9 protein-coding genes, 9 tRNA genes and 3 rRNA genes are annotated in these 15,698 nt (G+C 48.1%); all 21 read right to left on the bottom strand.

What is annotated here, in order from left to right; translation table 11 throughout:
* Window positions 1–42: 42 nt before the first annotated feature.
* Entirely contained in the window at window positions 43–1,053 is a 1,011-nt protein-coding gene (gene ruvB / locus QF049_RS29940) for a Holliday junction branch migration DNA helicase RuvB (RefSeq protein ID WP_091020485.1), read from the bottom strand.
* Window positions 1,054–1,108: 55 nt separating this feature from the next.
* On the bottom strand, window positions 1,109–1,723 hold the full coding sequence (gene ruvA, locus QF049_RS29935; protein ID WP_036616866.1) for a Holliday junction branch migration protein RuvA: 615 nt from the start codon (window positions 1,721–1,723) through the stop codon (window positions 1,109–1,111).
* The gene (ruvC, locus tag QF049_RS29930) at window positions 1,720–2,223 is read right to left on the bottom strand and encodes a crossover junction endodeoxyribonuclease RuvC (RefSeq protein ID WP_017686765.1); all 504 of its coding nucleotides are present in this window, start codon (window positions 2,221–2,223) and stop codon (window positions 1,720–1,722) included. Before ruvC ends, ruvA begins: the two co-directional genes overlap by 4 nt.
* A 316-nt stretch (window positions 2,224–2,539) precedes the next feature.
* Window positions 2,540–3,232, bottom strand: a complete 693-nt coding sequence (locus QF049_RS29925) for a BofC C-terminal domain-containing protein (protein WP_307542604.1) — start codon at window positions 3,230–3,232, stop codon at window positions 2,540–2,542.
* Between the two features lie 204 nt (window positions 3,233–3,436).
* Window positions 3,437–3,510 (bottom strand) — tRNA-Pro (locus QF049_RS29920).
* Between the two features lie 7 nt (window positions 3,511–3,517).
* A tRNA-Leu gene (locus QF049_RS29915) sits at window positions 3,518–3,596 on the bottom strand.
* Between the two features lie 16 nt (window positions 3,597–3,612).
* Window positions 3,613–3,689: transfer RNA gene (locus tag QF049_RS29910), tRNA-Arg, on the bottom strand.
* Window positions 3,690–3,695: 6 nt separating this feature from the next.
* Window positions 3,696–3,770, bottom strand: a tRNA-Gly gene (locus QF049_RS29905).
* A 23-nt stretch (window positions 3,771–3,793) separates the two neighbouring features.
* Window positions 3,794–3,871: transfer RNA gene (locus QF049_RS29900), tRNA-Asp, on the bottom strand.
* A 28-nt stretch (window positions 3,872–3,899) separates the two neighbouring features.
* Window positions 3,900–3,972, bottom strand: a tRNA-Met gene (locus tag QF049_RS29895).
* An 18-nt stretch (window positions 3,973–3,990) separates the two neighbouring features.
* Window positions 3,991–4,066 (bottom strand) — tRNA-Val (locus QF049_RS29890).
* A 6-nt stretch (window positions 4,067–4,072) separates the two neighbouring features.
* Window positions 4,073–4,144 (bottom strand) — tRNA-Glu (locus QF049_RS29885).
* 4 nt (window positions 4,145–4,148) lie between these two features.
* Window positions 4,149–4,224 (bottom strand) — tRNA-Asn (locus tag QF049_RS29880).
* An 84-nt stretch (window positions 4,225–4,308) separates the two neighbouring features.
* A 5S ribosomal RNA gene (gene rrf / locus QF049_RS29875) occupies window positions 4,309–4,425 on the bottom strand.
* An 80-nt stretch (window positions 4,426–4,505) separates the two neighbouring features.
* A 23S ribosomal RNA gene (locus tag QF049_RS29870) occupies window positions 4,506–7,434 on the bottom strand.
* A 309-nt stretch (window positions 7,435–7,743) separates the two neighbouring features.
* A 16S ribosomal RNA gene (locus QF049_RS29865) occupies window positions 7,744–9,296 on the bottom strand.
* Together the 16S, 23S and 5S rRNA genes with 9 tRNA genes alongside form the textbook arrangement of a ribosomal RNA operon.
* A gap of 547 nt (window positions 9,297–9,843) precedes the next feature.
* The gene (locus QF049_RS29860) at window positions 9,844–11,472 is read right to left on the bottom strand and encodes a LysM peptidoglycan-binding domain-containing protein (protein WP_307542602.1); all 1,629 of its coding nucleotides are present in this window, start codon (window positions 11,470–11,472) and stop codon (window positions 9,844–9,846) included.
* A gap of 195 nt (window positions 11,473–11,667) precedes the next feature.
* Window positions 11,668–12,552 carry a branched-chain-amino-acid transaminase gene (gene ilvE, locus QF049_RS29855; RefSeq protein WP_017692630.1) on the bottom strand — a complete coding sequence of 295 codons (885 nt, stop codon included), beginning with the start codon at window positions 12,550–12,552 and terminating at the stop codon, window positions 11,668–11,670.
* A gap of 148 nt (window positions 12,553–12,700) precedes the next feature.
* Entirely contained in the window at window positions 12,701–13,573 is an 873-nt protein-coding gene (pheA, locus tag QF049_RS29850) for a prephenate dehydratase (RefSeq protein WP_307542600.1), read from the bottom strand.
* Entirely contained in the window at window positions 13,570–14,538 is a 969-nt protein-coding gene (gene thrB, locus QF049_RS29845; RefSeq protein ID WP_307542598.1) for a homoserine kinase, read from the bottom strand. Before thrB ends, pheA begins: the two co-directional genes overlap by 4 nt.
* The gene (gene thrC / locus QF049_RS29840; RefSeq protein ID WP_036673546.1) at window positions 14,535–15,605 is read right to left on the bottom strand and encodes a threonine synthase; all 1,071 of its coding nucleotides are present in this window, start codon (window positions 15,603–15,605) and stop codon (window positions 14,535–14,537) included. Before thrC ends, thrB begins: the two co-directional genes overlap by 4 nt.
* Window positions 15,606–15,698: the final 93 nt, after the last annotated feature.

Below are 15,698 nucleotides of genomic sequence, written 5' to 3'. Positions count from 1 at the left end.
GTGATTATTTCAATGTTTATGATGAATGTTCAACAGATTCGATTATTTCCCGTCTCTTGGTGGAACAGGCAGACCCAAGTGATGATAAGCGAGATCTGTTACAATCCTGCCCCTTGGTGTACGCTGAATCATACCAATCTGAAGCAGATACGGTTCATAGACATCCTCTATCGTCTGACTTTCTTCACCAATCGTAGCAGCAATGGTATCCAGCCCTACCGGGCCTCCCCGGAAGCTATTGATCATCGATTTGAGCATCTTGTGATCAATCTCATCCAGGCCACGCGGATCAATCTGGAGACGTTGCAGCGCTTCTTCCGCCAGTGTCTGCGTTATAATCCCATCACCACGCACCTGTGCAAAGTCACGTACTCGTTTTAATAAACGGTTCGCGATCCTCGGTGTCCCACGTGAGCGCAATGCAATCTCTTGCGCAGCATCTCCCACAATCTCCACACCCAAAATTTCGGTAGAGCGTGAGACGATATAAGCCAGCTCATCAACCGTGTAGAATTCCAATCGACTGATAACACCAAATCGGTCTCGAAGTGGAGCAGACAGCAAGCCAGCACGCGTTGTAGCCCCAATTAGAGTGAATGGCGGCAGATCCAGCCGAACGGAACGTGCACTTGGACCTTTACCAATCATAATGTCCAATGCGGAATCTTCCATAGCGGGGTACATGACTTCTTCAACTGTACGATGCAAACGATGAATCTCATCAATAAACAGGACATCGCCTTCCTGCAGATTGGTTAACAATGCTGCAAGATCACCCGGGCGTTCAATAGCCGGTCCTGACGTAGTTCGTAAATTAACACCCAATTCGTTGGCAATAATGTTGGCAAGTGTTGTTTTACCCAGACCAGGTGGGCCATATAACAAAACGTGATCCAATGCCTCATTACGGAATTTGGCAGCTTCAATATATATCTTTAAATTTTCCTTCACCTGATTCTGCCCGATATATTCATTCAGATACCGGGGACGAAGACTCAACTCAACATTTTGGTCCTCCATCATCAGGTTCGCGGAAATAATCCGATCATCCATGTTCATCCCTACCTTTTTTTGCAGGCTACAGCTATATTATAATATGCAATTTGTATTATCCCGTAAACAACATTTGCAGCGCCTTTTTCATCAACACATCAACGGAATCTGCTGTAGTAACATCCTTTTTCAATTTGAGCCACACTTTATCAAGCTCACTATCAGTATACCCAAGTGCCTTGAGACCTTCACGTGCCTCATCCCAGGCTGAACCACTTCCCGACTCTTCCGATGGAGGAGCGAACAACCCTGTTGCATACGCTGCCGCGCCAAAGCTATCCAGCTTATCCTTAAGATCCAGAATCATGCGTTGTGCAGTCTTCTTGCCGATCCCTGGCAATTTGGTCAAGAACGTAAGATTCTCCTGGTAAATCGCCGTAACCACATGTTCTGGTGTACCCCCAGCGAGTATGCCCAGAGCTACTTTTGGACCGATACCGGAAACTTCAATCAGTTTACGGAACAAACGCTGTTCATCCCGTGTAACAAATCCAAACAGCAACATCGCATCCTCACGCACATGATGGTGCGTATACACGGTAATTTCGCCTTCTTGCTTCGCAAACGCAAATGGATTTGGACAGAATACGCGATACCCTACACCATGAACATCCAGCACAATATAATCATTCTCTACATGAATGAACTGTCCTCTTAGAAAATCAATCATTTTCGCAATACCTCATTCAACTTGGAATTTAATGTATAAGAGTGTGCGTGGCACACGGCTACAGCCAATGCATCAGCTACGTCATCCGGCTTAGGAACGACCTGAAGACGCAAGAACATTTTGACCATCTCCTGTACTTGCTTCTTCTCCGCTTTACCGTACCCCACAACGGCCTGCTTGATCTGCATTGGCGTATACTCTGCAATAGGCAAACCCTTCTGTGCGGCAGCGAGTACCATAACTCCTCTCGCCTGACTGACAGACATTGCTGTTGTAACGTTCCGATTGAAAAAAAGTTTCTCCAGCGCTACTGCGTCTGGTTTGTATTTATCAATCAATTGCACCATACCTTCATATACGTGAAGCAACCGTTCCTCTTCAGGGGTATGAGCTTCCGTCTGAATACATCCATATTGTACGGGTACCACCTTACTGCCGATTTTATCCACAAAACCAAAACCAACAATCGCAATCCCCGGGTCAATTCCCAAAAAACGCAAAACCATCTCTCCCTCACAAAAGCGAACATATGTATCGTTCATTTCATTATAACAAAAGATAGACCCTGCGGCAGGAAAAACTTTGTCTAACTGATTACTCGTCTTTATTCGTGAATTTTCTACATGTTTATACGTATTTTCATGTATTTCAGTTCAAACGACAAAAAGGACATCTCTTCGATGTCCTTCATCATATTCCACATATTTTTGGGTCTAACGCTTGGTTCCCTAAACCATCAAAGTTATTGCTATTGCCACCATTTCACCATCGTTTCAGTACTTAACAATCTTAATATTGTAGGTGAGGACGTTTGGATTACCCACCATTACGGATTAAATGATGGTCTTCATCCACGGCATAGTCACTGAACGTAGAGATTACGCTATCATACTCATCCTTGTCCTGAATCCGAATCCCCTGCTGCAATTGATCCAGCACCCCTTCAGGCAAAGAACTTTCCAACGTCCCAACATCCAACTGAAAGAACGTACGAATAACCTTCTCTTCTGCCGGCTTACCCTCGTACAAATTAAGGTTCCCTACAGCATCTATGCTGATATAAGCCTGCTGTTTACAAAGCGGTGAAAGATCATCTACACGTTGCTTCAAATGCAACTCATCTGATGTTTCAACGGTAGCATCCCATTCCGGATGTTGAGCTAGTAACATCTTCAACTGCGGTCTAGCCATCTTGCCTAACTGCTCTGTCTCCACTCCGCAGATGTACTGTGTTTCCAAAACCACACTTGTTAAATGATCCGGTTCAGAATTAAGTTGCTCTACTAACGCCTGAATCTCCTGTTCAGATCTTGTTTCCTGCGTAACAGGCCCCAACACACTGGTTGCCTCACTAAAATTAGTTGTCAGCAAACGCTCAATCGCCGATGAGATGGACAACCCGCTATAAGCCAATATCGTAACTGCAAGCAGAGCCGCCGTCATCCATACTGTTCGTTTCCACCGTCGCCAGCGTCTCTTGAAATGTTTTCTGAAGTTAAACGTGTTCACATGAACCCCTTCTATCACTTTTTAAACCTATTGTGACCTAAAGACTGAGGCTTTATGCACAACTAACTTATCGTCTGAAGAAGGAACACACATGTGTTAGGTTAGAGAACTTGTCATAGTGAATACCGGAACCTGCATTTATAGAATCTTATATAGATAAATATAAAAAAAACACTATCTAATTATAGATAGTGTTTTTAGAGATCGGGATGACACGATTTGAACATGCGACCCCCTGGTCCCAAACCAGGTGCTCTACCAAGCTGAGCTACATCCCGTTATATATACCGGCGAGAGGACTCGAACCTCCACGGTTTCCCACTCGATTTTGAGTCGAGCGCGTCTGCCATTCCGCCACGCCGGCAAATTTGAAGTTATAATGGCGCGCCCTGAGAGATTCGAACTCCCGGCCTTTTGATTCGTAGTCAAACGCTCTATCCAGCTGAGCTAAGGGCGCAAATATTGGAGCGGAAGACGGGAATCGAACCCGCGACCCTCGCCTTGGCAAGGCGATGCTCTACCGCTGAGCCACTTCCGCACACGGTATTATTAATATAAAAATGGCGGAACCGACGGGATTCGAACCCGCGATCTCCTGCGTGACAGGCAGGCATGTTAGGCCAACTACACCACGGTTCCAGATCACTTTCTCAAAGGAAAGTATAATTGCGCGGGGCAGGATTTGAACCTGCGGCCTTCGGGTTATGAGCCCGACGAGCTACCGGGCTGCTCCACCCCGCGTCGTTATAAAGTTTATATGGTGGAGGCTGAGGGGATCGAACCCCCGACCCTCTGCTTGTAAGGCAGATGCTCTCCCAGCTGAGCTAAGCCTCCATATTATGACCCGTAGGGGATTCGAACCCCTGTTACCTCCGTGAAAGGGAGGTGTCTTAACCCCTTGACCAACGGGCCTTAATGGCTCCCCGAACAGGGCTCGAACCTGTGACAACTCGATTAACAGTCGAGTGCTCTACCAACTGAGCTATCAGGGAATAATATGCATTTGCACTGCAAATGCAATTCATCGTACAACATCAACATGCAGAGCCTGTTTTCTATGTATGATGAAAGAGTTCGCTTGGCGGCGTCCTACTCTCCCAGGACCCTGCGGTCCAAGTACCATCGGCGCTAGAGGGCTTAACGGTCGTGTTCGGGATGGGTACGTGTGGAACCCCTCCGCCATCGCCACCAAACGCATAGCTTAGCTTACATTTCAGAGTGTTGTTCTCTGAAAACTAGATTCGAAACGAAACATGCGAATTATCACTTGCTATTGGATAAGCCCTCGACCGATTAGTACTGGTCAGCTCCATGCATTGCTGCACTTCCACCCCCAGCCTATCTACCTCGTCGTCTTCAAGGGGTCTTACATACTGGGAAATCTCATCTTGAGGGGGGCTTCACGCTTAGATGCTTTCAGCGTTTATCCCGTCCGTACATAGCTACCCAGCGGTGCTCCTGGCGGAACAACTGGTACACCAGCGGTACGTCCATCCCGGTCCTCTCGTACTAAGGACAGCTCCTCTCAAATTTCCTACGCCCACGACAGATAGGGACCGAACTGTCTCACGACGTTCTGAACCCAGCTCGCGTACCGCTTTAATGGGCGAACAGCCCAACCCTTGGGACCTACTTCAGCCCCAGGATGCGATGAGCCGACATCGAGGTGCCAAACCTCCCCGTCGATGTGGACTCTTGGGGGAGATAAGCCTGTTATCCCCAGGGTAGCTTTTATCCGTTGAGCGATGGCCCTTCCATGCGGTACCACCGGATCACTAAGCCCGACTTTCGTCCCTGCTCGACTTGTAGGTCTCGCAGTCAAGCTCCCTTATGCCTTTGCACTCTTCGAATGATTTCCAACCATTCTGAGGGAACCTTTGGGCGCCTCCGTTACTCTTTAGGAGGCGACCGCCCCAGTCAAACTGCCCACCTGACACTGTCCCCGCACCGGATTACGGTACCAGGTTAGAACCTAGATACGATCAGGGTGGTATCCCAACGTTGCCTCCACGCAAGCTGGCGCTCACGTTTCAAAGGCTCCCACCTATCCTGTACAGATCGTACCCAAATTCAATATCAAGCTGCAGTAAAGCTCCATGGGGTCTTTCCGTCTTGTCGCGGGTAACCTGCATCTTCACAGGTATTAAAATTTCACCGGATCTCTCGTTGAGACAGCGCCCAAGTCGTTACGCCATTCGTGCGGGTCAGAATTTACCTGACAAGGAATTTCGCTACCTTAGGACCGTTATAGTTACGGCCGCCGTTTACTGGGGCTTCGGTTCACAGCTTCGGGATTACTCCCTAACCACTCCCCTTAACCTTCCAGCACCGGGCAGGCGTCAGCCCGTATACTTCGCCTTACGGCTTCGCACAGACCTGTGTTTTTGCTAAACAGTCGCTTGGGCCTTTTCACTGCGGCCCCCTCGTGCTATTCACACTACCGGGGCACCCCTTCTCCCGAAGTTACGGGGTCATTTTGCCGAGTTCCTTAACGAGAGTTCTTCCGCGCGCCTTAGAATACTCTTCTCGCCTACCTGTGTCGGTTTGCGGTACGGGCACCATCACCTGGCTAGAGGCTTTTCTTGGCAGTGTGAGATCATGACCTTCGCTACTATAATTTTCGCTCCCCATCACAGCTCAGCCTTACAATGTGCGGATTTGCCTACACATCAGCCTCACTGCTTAGACGGACATCCATCAGTCCGCGTCACTACCCTACTGCGTCCCCCCATTGCTCATAACGGCTTACGGTGGTACAGGAATTTCGACCTGTTGTCCTTCGACTACGCCTTTCGGCCTCGCCTTAGGTCCCGACTTACCCTGAGCGGACGAGCCTTCCTCAGGAACCCTTAGGCTTTCGGCGGATCAGATTCTCACTGATCTTTTCGTTACTCATACCGGCATTCTCACTTGTATAATGTCCAGCGCTCCTTACGGTACACCTTCAACCCTTATACAACGCTCCCCTACCCCTGATGCAAAGCATCAAGCCATAGCTTCGGTGGTGTGTTTAGCCCCGTTACATTTTCGGCGCAGAGTCACTCGACCAGTGAGCTATTACGCACTCTTTCAATGGTGGCTGCTTCTAAGCCAACATCCTGGTTGTCTGTGCAACTCCACATCCTTTCCCACTTAACACACACTTGGGGACCTTAGCTGATGGTCTGGGCTGTTTCCCTTTTGACAATGGATCTTAGCACTCACTGTCTGACTCCCGGAAGTAAGTCTATGGCATTCGGAGTTTGACTGAGCTTGGTAACCCTTGCGGGCCCCGCACCCAATCAGTGCTCTACCTCCACGACTCTGTTTTCCGAGGCTAGCCCTAAAGCTATTTCGGGGAGAACCAGCTATCTCCGAGTTCGATTGGAATTTCTCCGCTACCCCCACCTCATCCCCGCATTTTTCAACATGCGTGGGTTCGGGCCTCCAGTGCGTGTTACCGCACCTTCACCCTGGACAGGGGTAGATCACCCGGTTTCGGGTCTACGTCCACGTACTATGTCGCCCTATTCAGACTCGCTTTCGCTGCGGCTCCGGCTCTTCACCTTAACCTTGCACGGGAACGTAACTCGCCGGTTCATTCTACAAAAGGCACGCCATCACCCCTAAAACGGGCTCTGACTTTTTGTAAGCACACGGTTTCAGGTTCTATTTCACTCCCCTTCCGGGGTGCTTTTCACCTTTCCCTCACGGTACTGCTTCACTATCGGTCGCTAGGAAGTATTTAGCCTTGGCAGATGGTCCTGCCGGATTCATACGGGGTTTCACGTGCCCCGCACTACTCGGGATCCGTCTCGGAGGGAACAGACTTTCAATTACAGGGCTTTTACCTTCTTTGGCGGGCCTTTCCAGACCTCTTCGCTTAACCGGTTCCTTTGTAACTCCATGTGAGACGTCCCACAACCCCAAAGAGCAAGCTCTCTGGTTTGGGCTTCTCCGCGTTCGCTCGCCGCTACTGACGGAATCACTATTGTTTTCTCTTCCTCAGGGTACTTAGATGTTTCAGTTCCCCTGGTATGCCTCTACACAACCTATGTATTCAGTTGTGAGTAACTGGAAATTACCCCAGCTGGGTTTCCCCATTCGGACACCCCCGGATCAAAGCTTGCTTACAGCTCCCCGGGGCAGTTTCGTTGTTCGCCACGTCCTTCATCGGCTCCTAGCGCCTAGGCGATCCTCCGTGTGCTCTTAGTAGCTTAACCATTGCGCTCGTGTTCGAGCTGTCGCTCCGCTTGGTTTGGACTACGTCCAAATCCAAAAGTCGCTCCATTTCGATCACTCGCTCCAGCAATCTACCGTTTTTATTGAAACTTGTTTAACACAAGTTCAGCTAAAAAGGAATGTTCTAATTCGCGTTTGTTTCGTTTCGATATCTAGTTTTCAAAGAACAAGCTCCATGCAAAAGCAAGCTGTTTTGAGAGTTTGAGCTCTCAAAACTGAGCAACGAGTGAGTGTTTTGCAGCTAAGCTGCATATTTGAATGTTTCCGTTGCAGGAAACGATTCTCCATAGAAAGGAGGTGATCCAGCCGCACCTTCCGATACGGCTACCTTGTTACGACTTCACCCCAATCATCTATCCCACCTTCGGCGGCTGGCTCCTTGCGGTTACCCCACCGACTTCGGGTGTTATAAACTCTCGTGGTGTGACGGGCGGTGTGTACAAGACCCGGGAACGTATTCACCGCGGCATGCTGATCCGCGATTACTAGCAATTCCGACTTCATGCAGGCGAGTTGCAGCCTGCAATCCGAACTGAGACCGGCTTTGTTGGGATTGGCTCCATCTCGCGATTTCGCAGCCCGTTGTACCGGCCATTGTAGTACGTGTGTAGCCCAGGTCATAAGGGGCATGATGATTTGACGTCATCCCCACCTTCCTCCGGTTTGTCACCGGCAGTCTATCTAGAGTGCCCACCCGAAGTGCTGGCAACTAAATATAAGGGTTGCGCTCGTTGCGGGACTTAACCCAACATCTCACGACACGAGCTGACGACAACCATGCACCACCTGTCTCCTCTGTCCCGAAGGAAAGGTACATCTCTGTACCGGTCAGAGGGATGTCAAGACCTGGTAAGGTTCTTCGCGTTGCTTCGAATTAAACCACATACTCCACTGCTTGTGCGGGTCCCCGTCAATTCCTTTGAGTTTCAGTCTTGCGACCGTACTCCCCAGGCGGAGTGCTTAATGTGTTAACTTCGGCACCAAGGGTATCGAAACCCCTAACACCTAGCACTCATCGTTTACGGCGTGGACTACCAGGGTATCTAATCCTGTTTGCTCCCCACGCTTTCGCGCCTCAGCGTCAGTTACAGCCCAGAGAGTCGCCTTCGCCACTGGTGTTCCTCCACATATCTACGCATTTCACCGCTACACGTGGAATTCCACTCTCCTCTTCTGCACTCAAGTCACCCAGTTTCCAGTGCGATCCGGGGTTGAGCCCCGGGATTAAACACCAGACTTAAATGACCGCCTGCGCGCGCTTTACGCCCAATAATTCCGGACAACGCTTGCCCCCTACGTATTACCGCGGCTGCTGGCACGTAGTTAGCCGGGGCTTTCTTCTCAGGTACCGTCACCTTGAGAGCAGTTACTCTCCCAAGCGTTCTTCCCTGGCAACAGAGCTTTACGATCCGAAAACCTTCATCACTCACGCGGCATTGCTCCGTCAGGCTTTCGCCCATTGCGGAAGATTCCCTACTGCTGCCTCCCGTAGGAGTCTGGGCCGTGTCTCAGTCCCAGTGTGGCCGATCACCCTCTCAGGTCGGCTACGCATCGTCGCCTTGGTGAGCCGTTACCCCACCAACTAGCTAATGCGCCGCAGGCCCATCCCCAAGTGACAGATTACTCCGTCTTTCCAGTTTCCTTCAGGCGAAGAAAACAATTATTCGGTATTAGCTACCGTTTCCGGTAGTTGTCCCAAACTTGAGGGCAGGTTGCCTACGTGTTACTCACCCGTCCGCCGCTAACCATCAGAGAAGCAAGCTTCTCTTCAAGTCCGCTCGACTTGCATGTATTAGGCATGCCGCCAGCGTTCGTCCTGAGCCAGGATCAAACTCTCCAATAAAGTATTGAAAAGAGCGATAAGCTCATTTTGAATCTGACGAGATTAAAAATCTCATTTGTGCTCCAGTCGATCCAAGCCAAAGGCTTGTTTCAAACTTTTGCGTTCATTCTGCAAGCAGAATGTTTACTCACTCGTTGTTCAGTTTTCAAAGATCAAACTTGTTTCGTTATTTCTTTTGTTCCCCTTGTCAGCACTGTGTTTCAGCGGCGACTTAAATAATATATCATACGGCTGAATGTAATGCAACAGTTTTTTTCATTTCTTTTCTTTAGTAGTTTTGCAGTAGCTAAAGCTATCATTATCCGTTCCCTATCTTGTCCTATCATATTAGGTTGCGCTCATAGGGTACAAATATTTTAACACATTTATGAAAGGGTTTACAATAACTTCTTAATAAAATGCTCTTTATTATTTCCTGAGCAACTATCCCCGTTATTCGCAACTCAATGTTCACTCCAGGTAAGAGGGAAGCCAGCTCTCTATTACAGAGCTGGCTTCCCTCTGATATAACAGGTACCTCACTTATTCATCAATCGCAATTCCAAGGTTAGTTTTGTATCCATGGATTACGACGCTTTTTATCGGATTTCCGTTGGTTGGAAGTAGCTGCACCCTCTCTGGATGTTTTCCCGGACACAGATACCTTGGATTTATTTTTCAGAGGAGCCTTGCTTGTTCTGCGTTTTGCAGCTGCCGGCTTATTCCCTGCTTGTTTGGACTTCCCTTCCGAATCTGATCCAACCTCTTCAATGGCTACTTGACTTAAGTTAGCGTCTTCACGCCCCCCTTTTTTACCACCCTTGCCTTGCTCTTGAGGAGGATACATTTCACCAAATGCTCCAAGCGGGGACGGGGGAACCATGTTCTGAGTAGGGTACGGATTCTGATAAGCATACTCAATCGGCTGGTTTGGCATCGTTGATGTGGACATTTCAGGCGGCATACCGTACGAAGGACCATACATATTCCAAGCCGGATCCTGATAACCATGAGAAGGATAAGTATACTGAGGCATATGTGTATGTGAGCCACATCCGCATGGAGGGTACGGAAGCATTGAGTATGGAGATATGAAAGGCGGCTGATGATTCATATGACTAGGTGCTGCATACGTTGGGAATGGACTATTCACTTCGCCAGCTGGCGCAATCGGAAATGAGTTGTTTTGCATTTCTGCGGATAGATTCGGCATAACGTTATTGTGGTTATAACCCTGCTCCGCGCCAGTCCAAGGACTGTTAGGCAGATCACTGCCACTATAAGGACTAACTTCCGGAATCCCTGGAAACGACGCATTGTTACTCGCTCCTGCCGTGTACATGTCTTGCTGAGCACCATACACCTCTTGTACCGGAACCGGGATTTGAACATAAGGGTGCTCGGCTGGAGCATGATGCAACTTATTACCACAACCACAAGGCTTTTTCGTTGCTGGTGCAACCTCAGTTGGAGACTTTGTATTAGGCATTACAGGCAAAGGCATAATTTCAGGCGAAAGATTAGGCATTGTGTATTTCTTGGATTCTGCTACCGGTTTTACATGAACTTCGGGTTTAACCTCTTCTTTTTTGTGCGTTTCCTTTTCGGGTTTCACTTCAGGAAGCTCTGGTAACTGCGGCAGTACCTCCAGTTCTGGCTTCACATTTGGCTTCTCCGTATTGGCTGGTGGTGGAGCAGGAACTGGGACTGGAACAGGAACCTCTGCTACTGGAGCAGGAGGAGTTGGCGCTACTGGAGCCGGTGGTTCTGGTTCTTTGACTCCCGTGTATTCCTTACCTTCAGGTGACAACTTTTCATGAGCAGCAATGTTGCCGGCACCCGAATTAGATGTGCTGTTTCCTTGTGCGTGCATAGATGGAATATAAACTGTTTCCCCCACCAGCAGAGCGTTCGGATTTTTCAACTGTGGATTGGCATTGATCATATCTTTTAAAGGAACTCCCCAGGCTTGTGCCAACTTCCATAACGAATCTCCTTGCTGCACCTTGTGACTGTGGAGGACACCCTCCGGCTTCGGTGTTACTGGCTCTGCAGGAATTTTGACCTTCATGCCAATATCCAGCTTGTCGGGATTTGTGATTTGCGGATTAGCCGCAATCAATTTGTCCAGCGCTACATTGTATTTTTGGGACAGCAGATATAATGTGTCGCCTTTTTTCACCATGTGTATTTTCACAGGGAACTAACCTCCTAGACGTCATACTTGGGCAGTACATTCGCCCATACCGTTACTACATCCTATGCAGAAACCGGGCTAATGACATCAACTAAACAAAAAAAATCCTCCTGTCTCCAAAATCCCCATACACCAGGTATGCAGAATTTTATCGGACAAGGAGGATTCCTGTTCCCTATGTTATGCAATTCTAACTTAAGATTCCCACACTTTATATCCATCTTTGTCAACAATCTGACGGAATGCTTCCAGCAGTCTCAGCGTTACCGGACCTGCTACTCCCGTGCCAATTGTTCTTCCATCGACTTCATATGCAGCGATAACTTCTGCAGCTGTCCCGGTGAAAAAGACTTCGTCTGCGATATACACATCATGCAGGGTGAATGGCACTTCTTTTAATTCAAGCTCCAGTTCGCCACATAGATCAATAATCGCTTGACGTGTAATCCCTTCAAGTGCTCCGAGATAACAAGGCGGCGTGTACACTACACCATTTTTGATGATGAAGATGTTATCACTTGAACCCTCAGTTACGTAACCTTGGGAGTTCAGCATAATTGCTTCACCAGCACCTGAATAGTTAGACTGGATTTTAACCAGGATGTTATTCAGATAGTTCAATGATTTAATTTTTGGATTCAATGCGTCCGGAATGTTCCGGCGTTGGGATACGGACACGGCTTTCAATCCAGTAAGATACGCTTCCTCCGGATAGATCGCCAATTGTTCCACGATGATGATTACAGATGCCTTAGGGCAACGTAACGGGTCCAACCCCAGATTACCTGGGCCGCGCGATACAATAAGACGAATATAACCATTACGCATATCATTCCGGCGCACCGTTTCAGCCATGACTTCCAGCATCTCATCAATGGACAGCGGAATGTTCAAACTAATGGATTTTGCCGAATCATACAAACGATCCAAGTGGGCCTTACATCTGAAAATATTTCCGTTATAGATCCGAATACCTTCGAAAATCCCGTCTCCATACAAAAATCCATGATCATATACCGAAACGGTTGCGTTCTCCTTGGTCACATACTGACCATCCAAATAGATCCATTGTTCTGCCACCGATGACTGCACCTCCATAAAATATCCATTCACTGTACTCCGAAACGTTATTAACCCGTCCATTGTACACCAAATGACAAGCCATTACTCGCTCATTCTACCCCGACTTATGACAACCTTCTAACATTCCCAAACACCATCAGGTCAATTATATCGAAGGATATGTATAACAAGGATAGCTACCCAGAACACGCACCTGACAATTCAATGCTTCAATCTCTGCCATGGCTGCGGTAAGCAATACCGAATCGACCGTTTCCACAACATCAATGTAAAAATAGTAACTGCCCAATCGTTTCTTCGTTGGACGAGATTCGAGACGGGTCAAGTTCAGCTTCCGCCATGCAAAAGCCGACAATACCTGATGCAACGCACCCGGTGCATCTTCTGGCAACGTCACCAGCAAGCTGGTTTTTACATGATCCGGTTCACGTGGAATGTTCACAGGTTCATGGCCAATGAGCACAAAACGGGTGTAGTTGTTGTCATGATCTGTAACCCGTTCAGCCATAATGTCCAAGCCATGCTTCTGAGCAGCAAGCTTTGTACCGATCGCCACCCAGCCCTTACCCGGATTTTTTTTCACAATTTCTACAGCTTCAGCTGTACTGTTCACACCTTCAAGGTCCGCCCCAGGCGAATGTAGCCGAATAAAGTTCTGACACTGCGGAATAGCCACAGGATGAGACATAATCTTGGTGATTTTACTAAAATCATACTCGCCACTCTCTGTCTTAAATTCCGAGCCATGTCCAATCACATTCTGGATGGAGGGGTATACCCACTCTGCTTGCATCGGAATATCCACTTCATTTACAAGCCAGTCCATATGAAGACTAACGGAACCCTCAATGGTATTTTCAATCGGAATGACACTGTATTGTGCAATCCCGCTATCCGTTGCTCTAAACACATCCGAAATCAACTTGGAATGAAGCAAATCTAATGGTTCTCCGTTGAAAAGGAAATCAATTGCCTCATGAGAGACTGAGCCTTCAGGTAATACTGCAATTCGTTTCATGCATTAACTTCCCCTTTGATTCTGTCCAGAAAAGGACGTTCGTCTTGATCAGGCAGCACGGTTACACCGTCCAAATCCGGATCGAGCCACAGTGCAGAAGCAGATATACCCTCCCGCTCCATGGTGTCCAGCAAATATCGTTCCAATCCCGCTTTCCGGGTGTCATGACGATCTACCAAAGTCAATACGGTCGGACCAGCTCCGCTCAGGGCAGCTCCCAACGCTCCATGATCAACAGCATGTTCCAATATCTCAGCCATGCCTGGCACCAATGAGGCCCGATATGGTTGGTGAATTCGATCTGACATCGCCTTCTGAATCATATCCAGTCGTCCACTCGCCAAAGCGGCAACGAGTAGAGAGGATCTGCTAATATTATGCACCACATCAGACATGCCAAATTGCTCTGGAATTACATTCCTCGCTTTTGAAGTAGATAGCTGGAATTCAGGTACAATAACCAAAGCCTGCAGATCTTGGTGTGGTTCAATACGTATATGATCTACCTGTTGTCCATTCCATGCAGCCGTAATAATACCGCCATACAGAGATGCTCCCACATTATCAGGATGCTTCTCGAGAGATGTGGCCATATCTAGAAGCTTCGCATCGGATAAAGGAGCACCAATTAATGCATTCGCTGCTGCCAATGCACCAACGATGGCTGATGCACTGCTCCCGAGCCCTCGCGTAAGCGGAATATCGGAATACATGGAAATCTCCAATTCAGGGATGGATACCCCAGCTTCATTGAATACCATCTGTGCAACTTCGTAAATCAAATTCGATTTGTCTGTTGGCAGGCCTGTCAAATGATCGCCGTGAAGATGAAATGTCGTCTGCTTGGCAGGTTTCATTTCCAACCAGGCATACAAAGACAATGCCATGCCCAGGGTATCAAACCCCGGACCTAGATTGGCTGTGCTTGCAGGTATTTTTACAGTTACCTTTTCACGCAAACTCATACAGATTGCTGCTCCAGTTGTGCAATGGCCGCCATTACTGCTTCTTCCGTATCTTCAACAACAAGTGGCTCAGTCGCTACTGTTTTGATCGCAATATTAGGATCTTTCAGGCCATTACCTGTCAGTACACAAACTACAGTCTCTCCGCCTTTAAAGTACCCTTCACTCTTCAGTTTGTATACACCGGCAAGGGAAGCCGCAGAAGCAGGTTCAGCAAAAATCCCTTCCCGAGAAGCAAGTGTACGATACGCTGTCAGAATTTGTTCATCCGTTACATAGTTGATCTGTCCACCAGATTCCTCAGCTGCAGCTACTGCCGTTTTCCAGCTCGCCGGATTACCGATTCGAATCGCTGTTGCTACTGTTTCAGGTTCAAGGATCGGCTCACCTTTGACAATGGCCATCGCACCTTCTGCTTCGAACCCAACCATACGTGGAAGTGTGCTGGACTTACCTGCCTCTTTATATTCTTTGAAACCTTTCCAATAAGCCGAGATATTCCCCGCATTACCGACTGGAATAGCCAGAACGTCAGGCGCTTCGCCAAGTTGTTCAATGACTTCAAATGCTGCTGTCTTCTGACCTTCAATCCGGAACGGATTCACAGAGTTTACAAGCGTGATCGGATGTTTGGCTGTGATCTCACGCACAATCTCCAGTGCACGGTCAAAATTACCATTGATCGCAATCACCTTAGCTCCATAGATCATGGCTTGGGCCAGTTTACCCAGTGCAATGTTGTTATTCGGGATCAATACGATACAATTGAGGCCACCACGTGCGGCGTAGGCCGCTGCAGCTGCTGACGTATTACCTGTGGATGCACACATGATCGTACGGCTGCCCTCTTCCATAGCTTTGGCAACAGCCATAACCATACCGCGGTCTTTGAAAGATCCCGTAGGGTTCAAACCTTCATACTTGAAATAAACATTCAAACCGAGTTCCTCAGACAGATTCTCTGCATGAATCAACGGTGTATTTCCTTCCTGAAGCGTAAGCAGGGGTGTATTTTCATTAACTGGAAGGTGCTCTCTGTACGTTTGCAAAAGTCCTTGATATCTCATTGTGGGTAAACTCCTTTATGTTTTGATAATCTGAAATGATGACCTGTTGAACCAGATATGATTAAATTGGACGTTATAACTGAAATAATTGAG

It is taken from the genome of Paenibacillus sp. W4I10 (genome assembly GCF_030816325.1).
Classification (GTDB): Bacteria; Bacillota; Bacilli; order Paenibacillales; family Paenibacillaceae; genus Paenibacillus; species Paenibacillus amylolyticus_B.
This window is presented reverse-complemented; position numbering and strand designations above follow the sequence as displayed.

Excerpts from the sequence above, each read along its gene's own strand:
- ruvB (WP_091020485.1), bottom strand. The coding sequence starts at position 1,053 with ATGGATGATCGGATTATTTCCGCGAACCTGATGATGGAGGACCAAAAT.
- ruvA (WP_036616866.1), bottom strand. The coding sequence starts at position 1,723 with ATGATTGATTTTCTAAGAGGACAGTTCATTCATGTAGAGAATGATTAT.
- thrC (WP_036673546.1), bottom strand. The coding sequence starts at position 15,605 with ATGAGATATCAAGGACTTTTGCAAACGTACAGAGAGCACCTTCCAGTT.
- pheA (WP_307542600.1), bottom strand. The coding sequence starts at position 13,573 with ATGAAACGAATTGCAGTATTACCTGAAGGCTCAGTCTCTCATGAGGCA.
- thrB (WP_307542598.1), bottom strand. The coding sequence starts at position 14,538 with ATGAGTTTGCGTGAAAAGGTAACTGTAAAAATACCTGCAAGCACAGCC.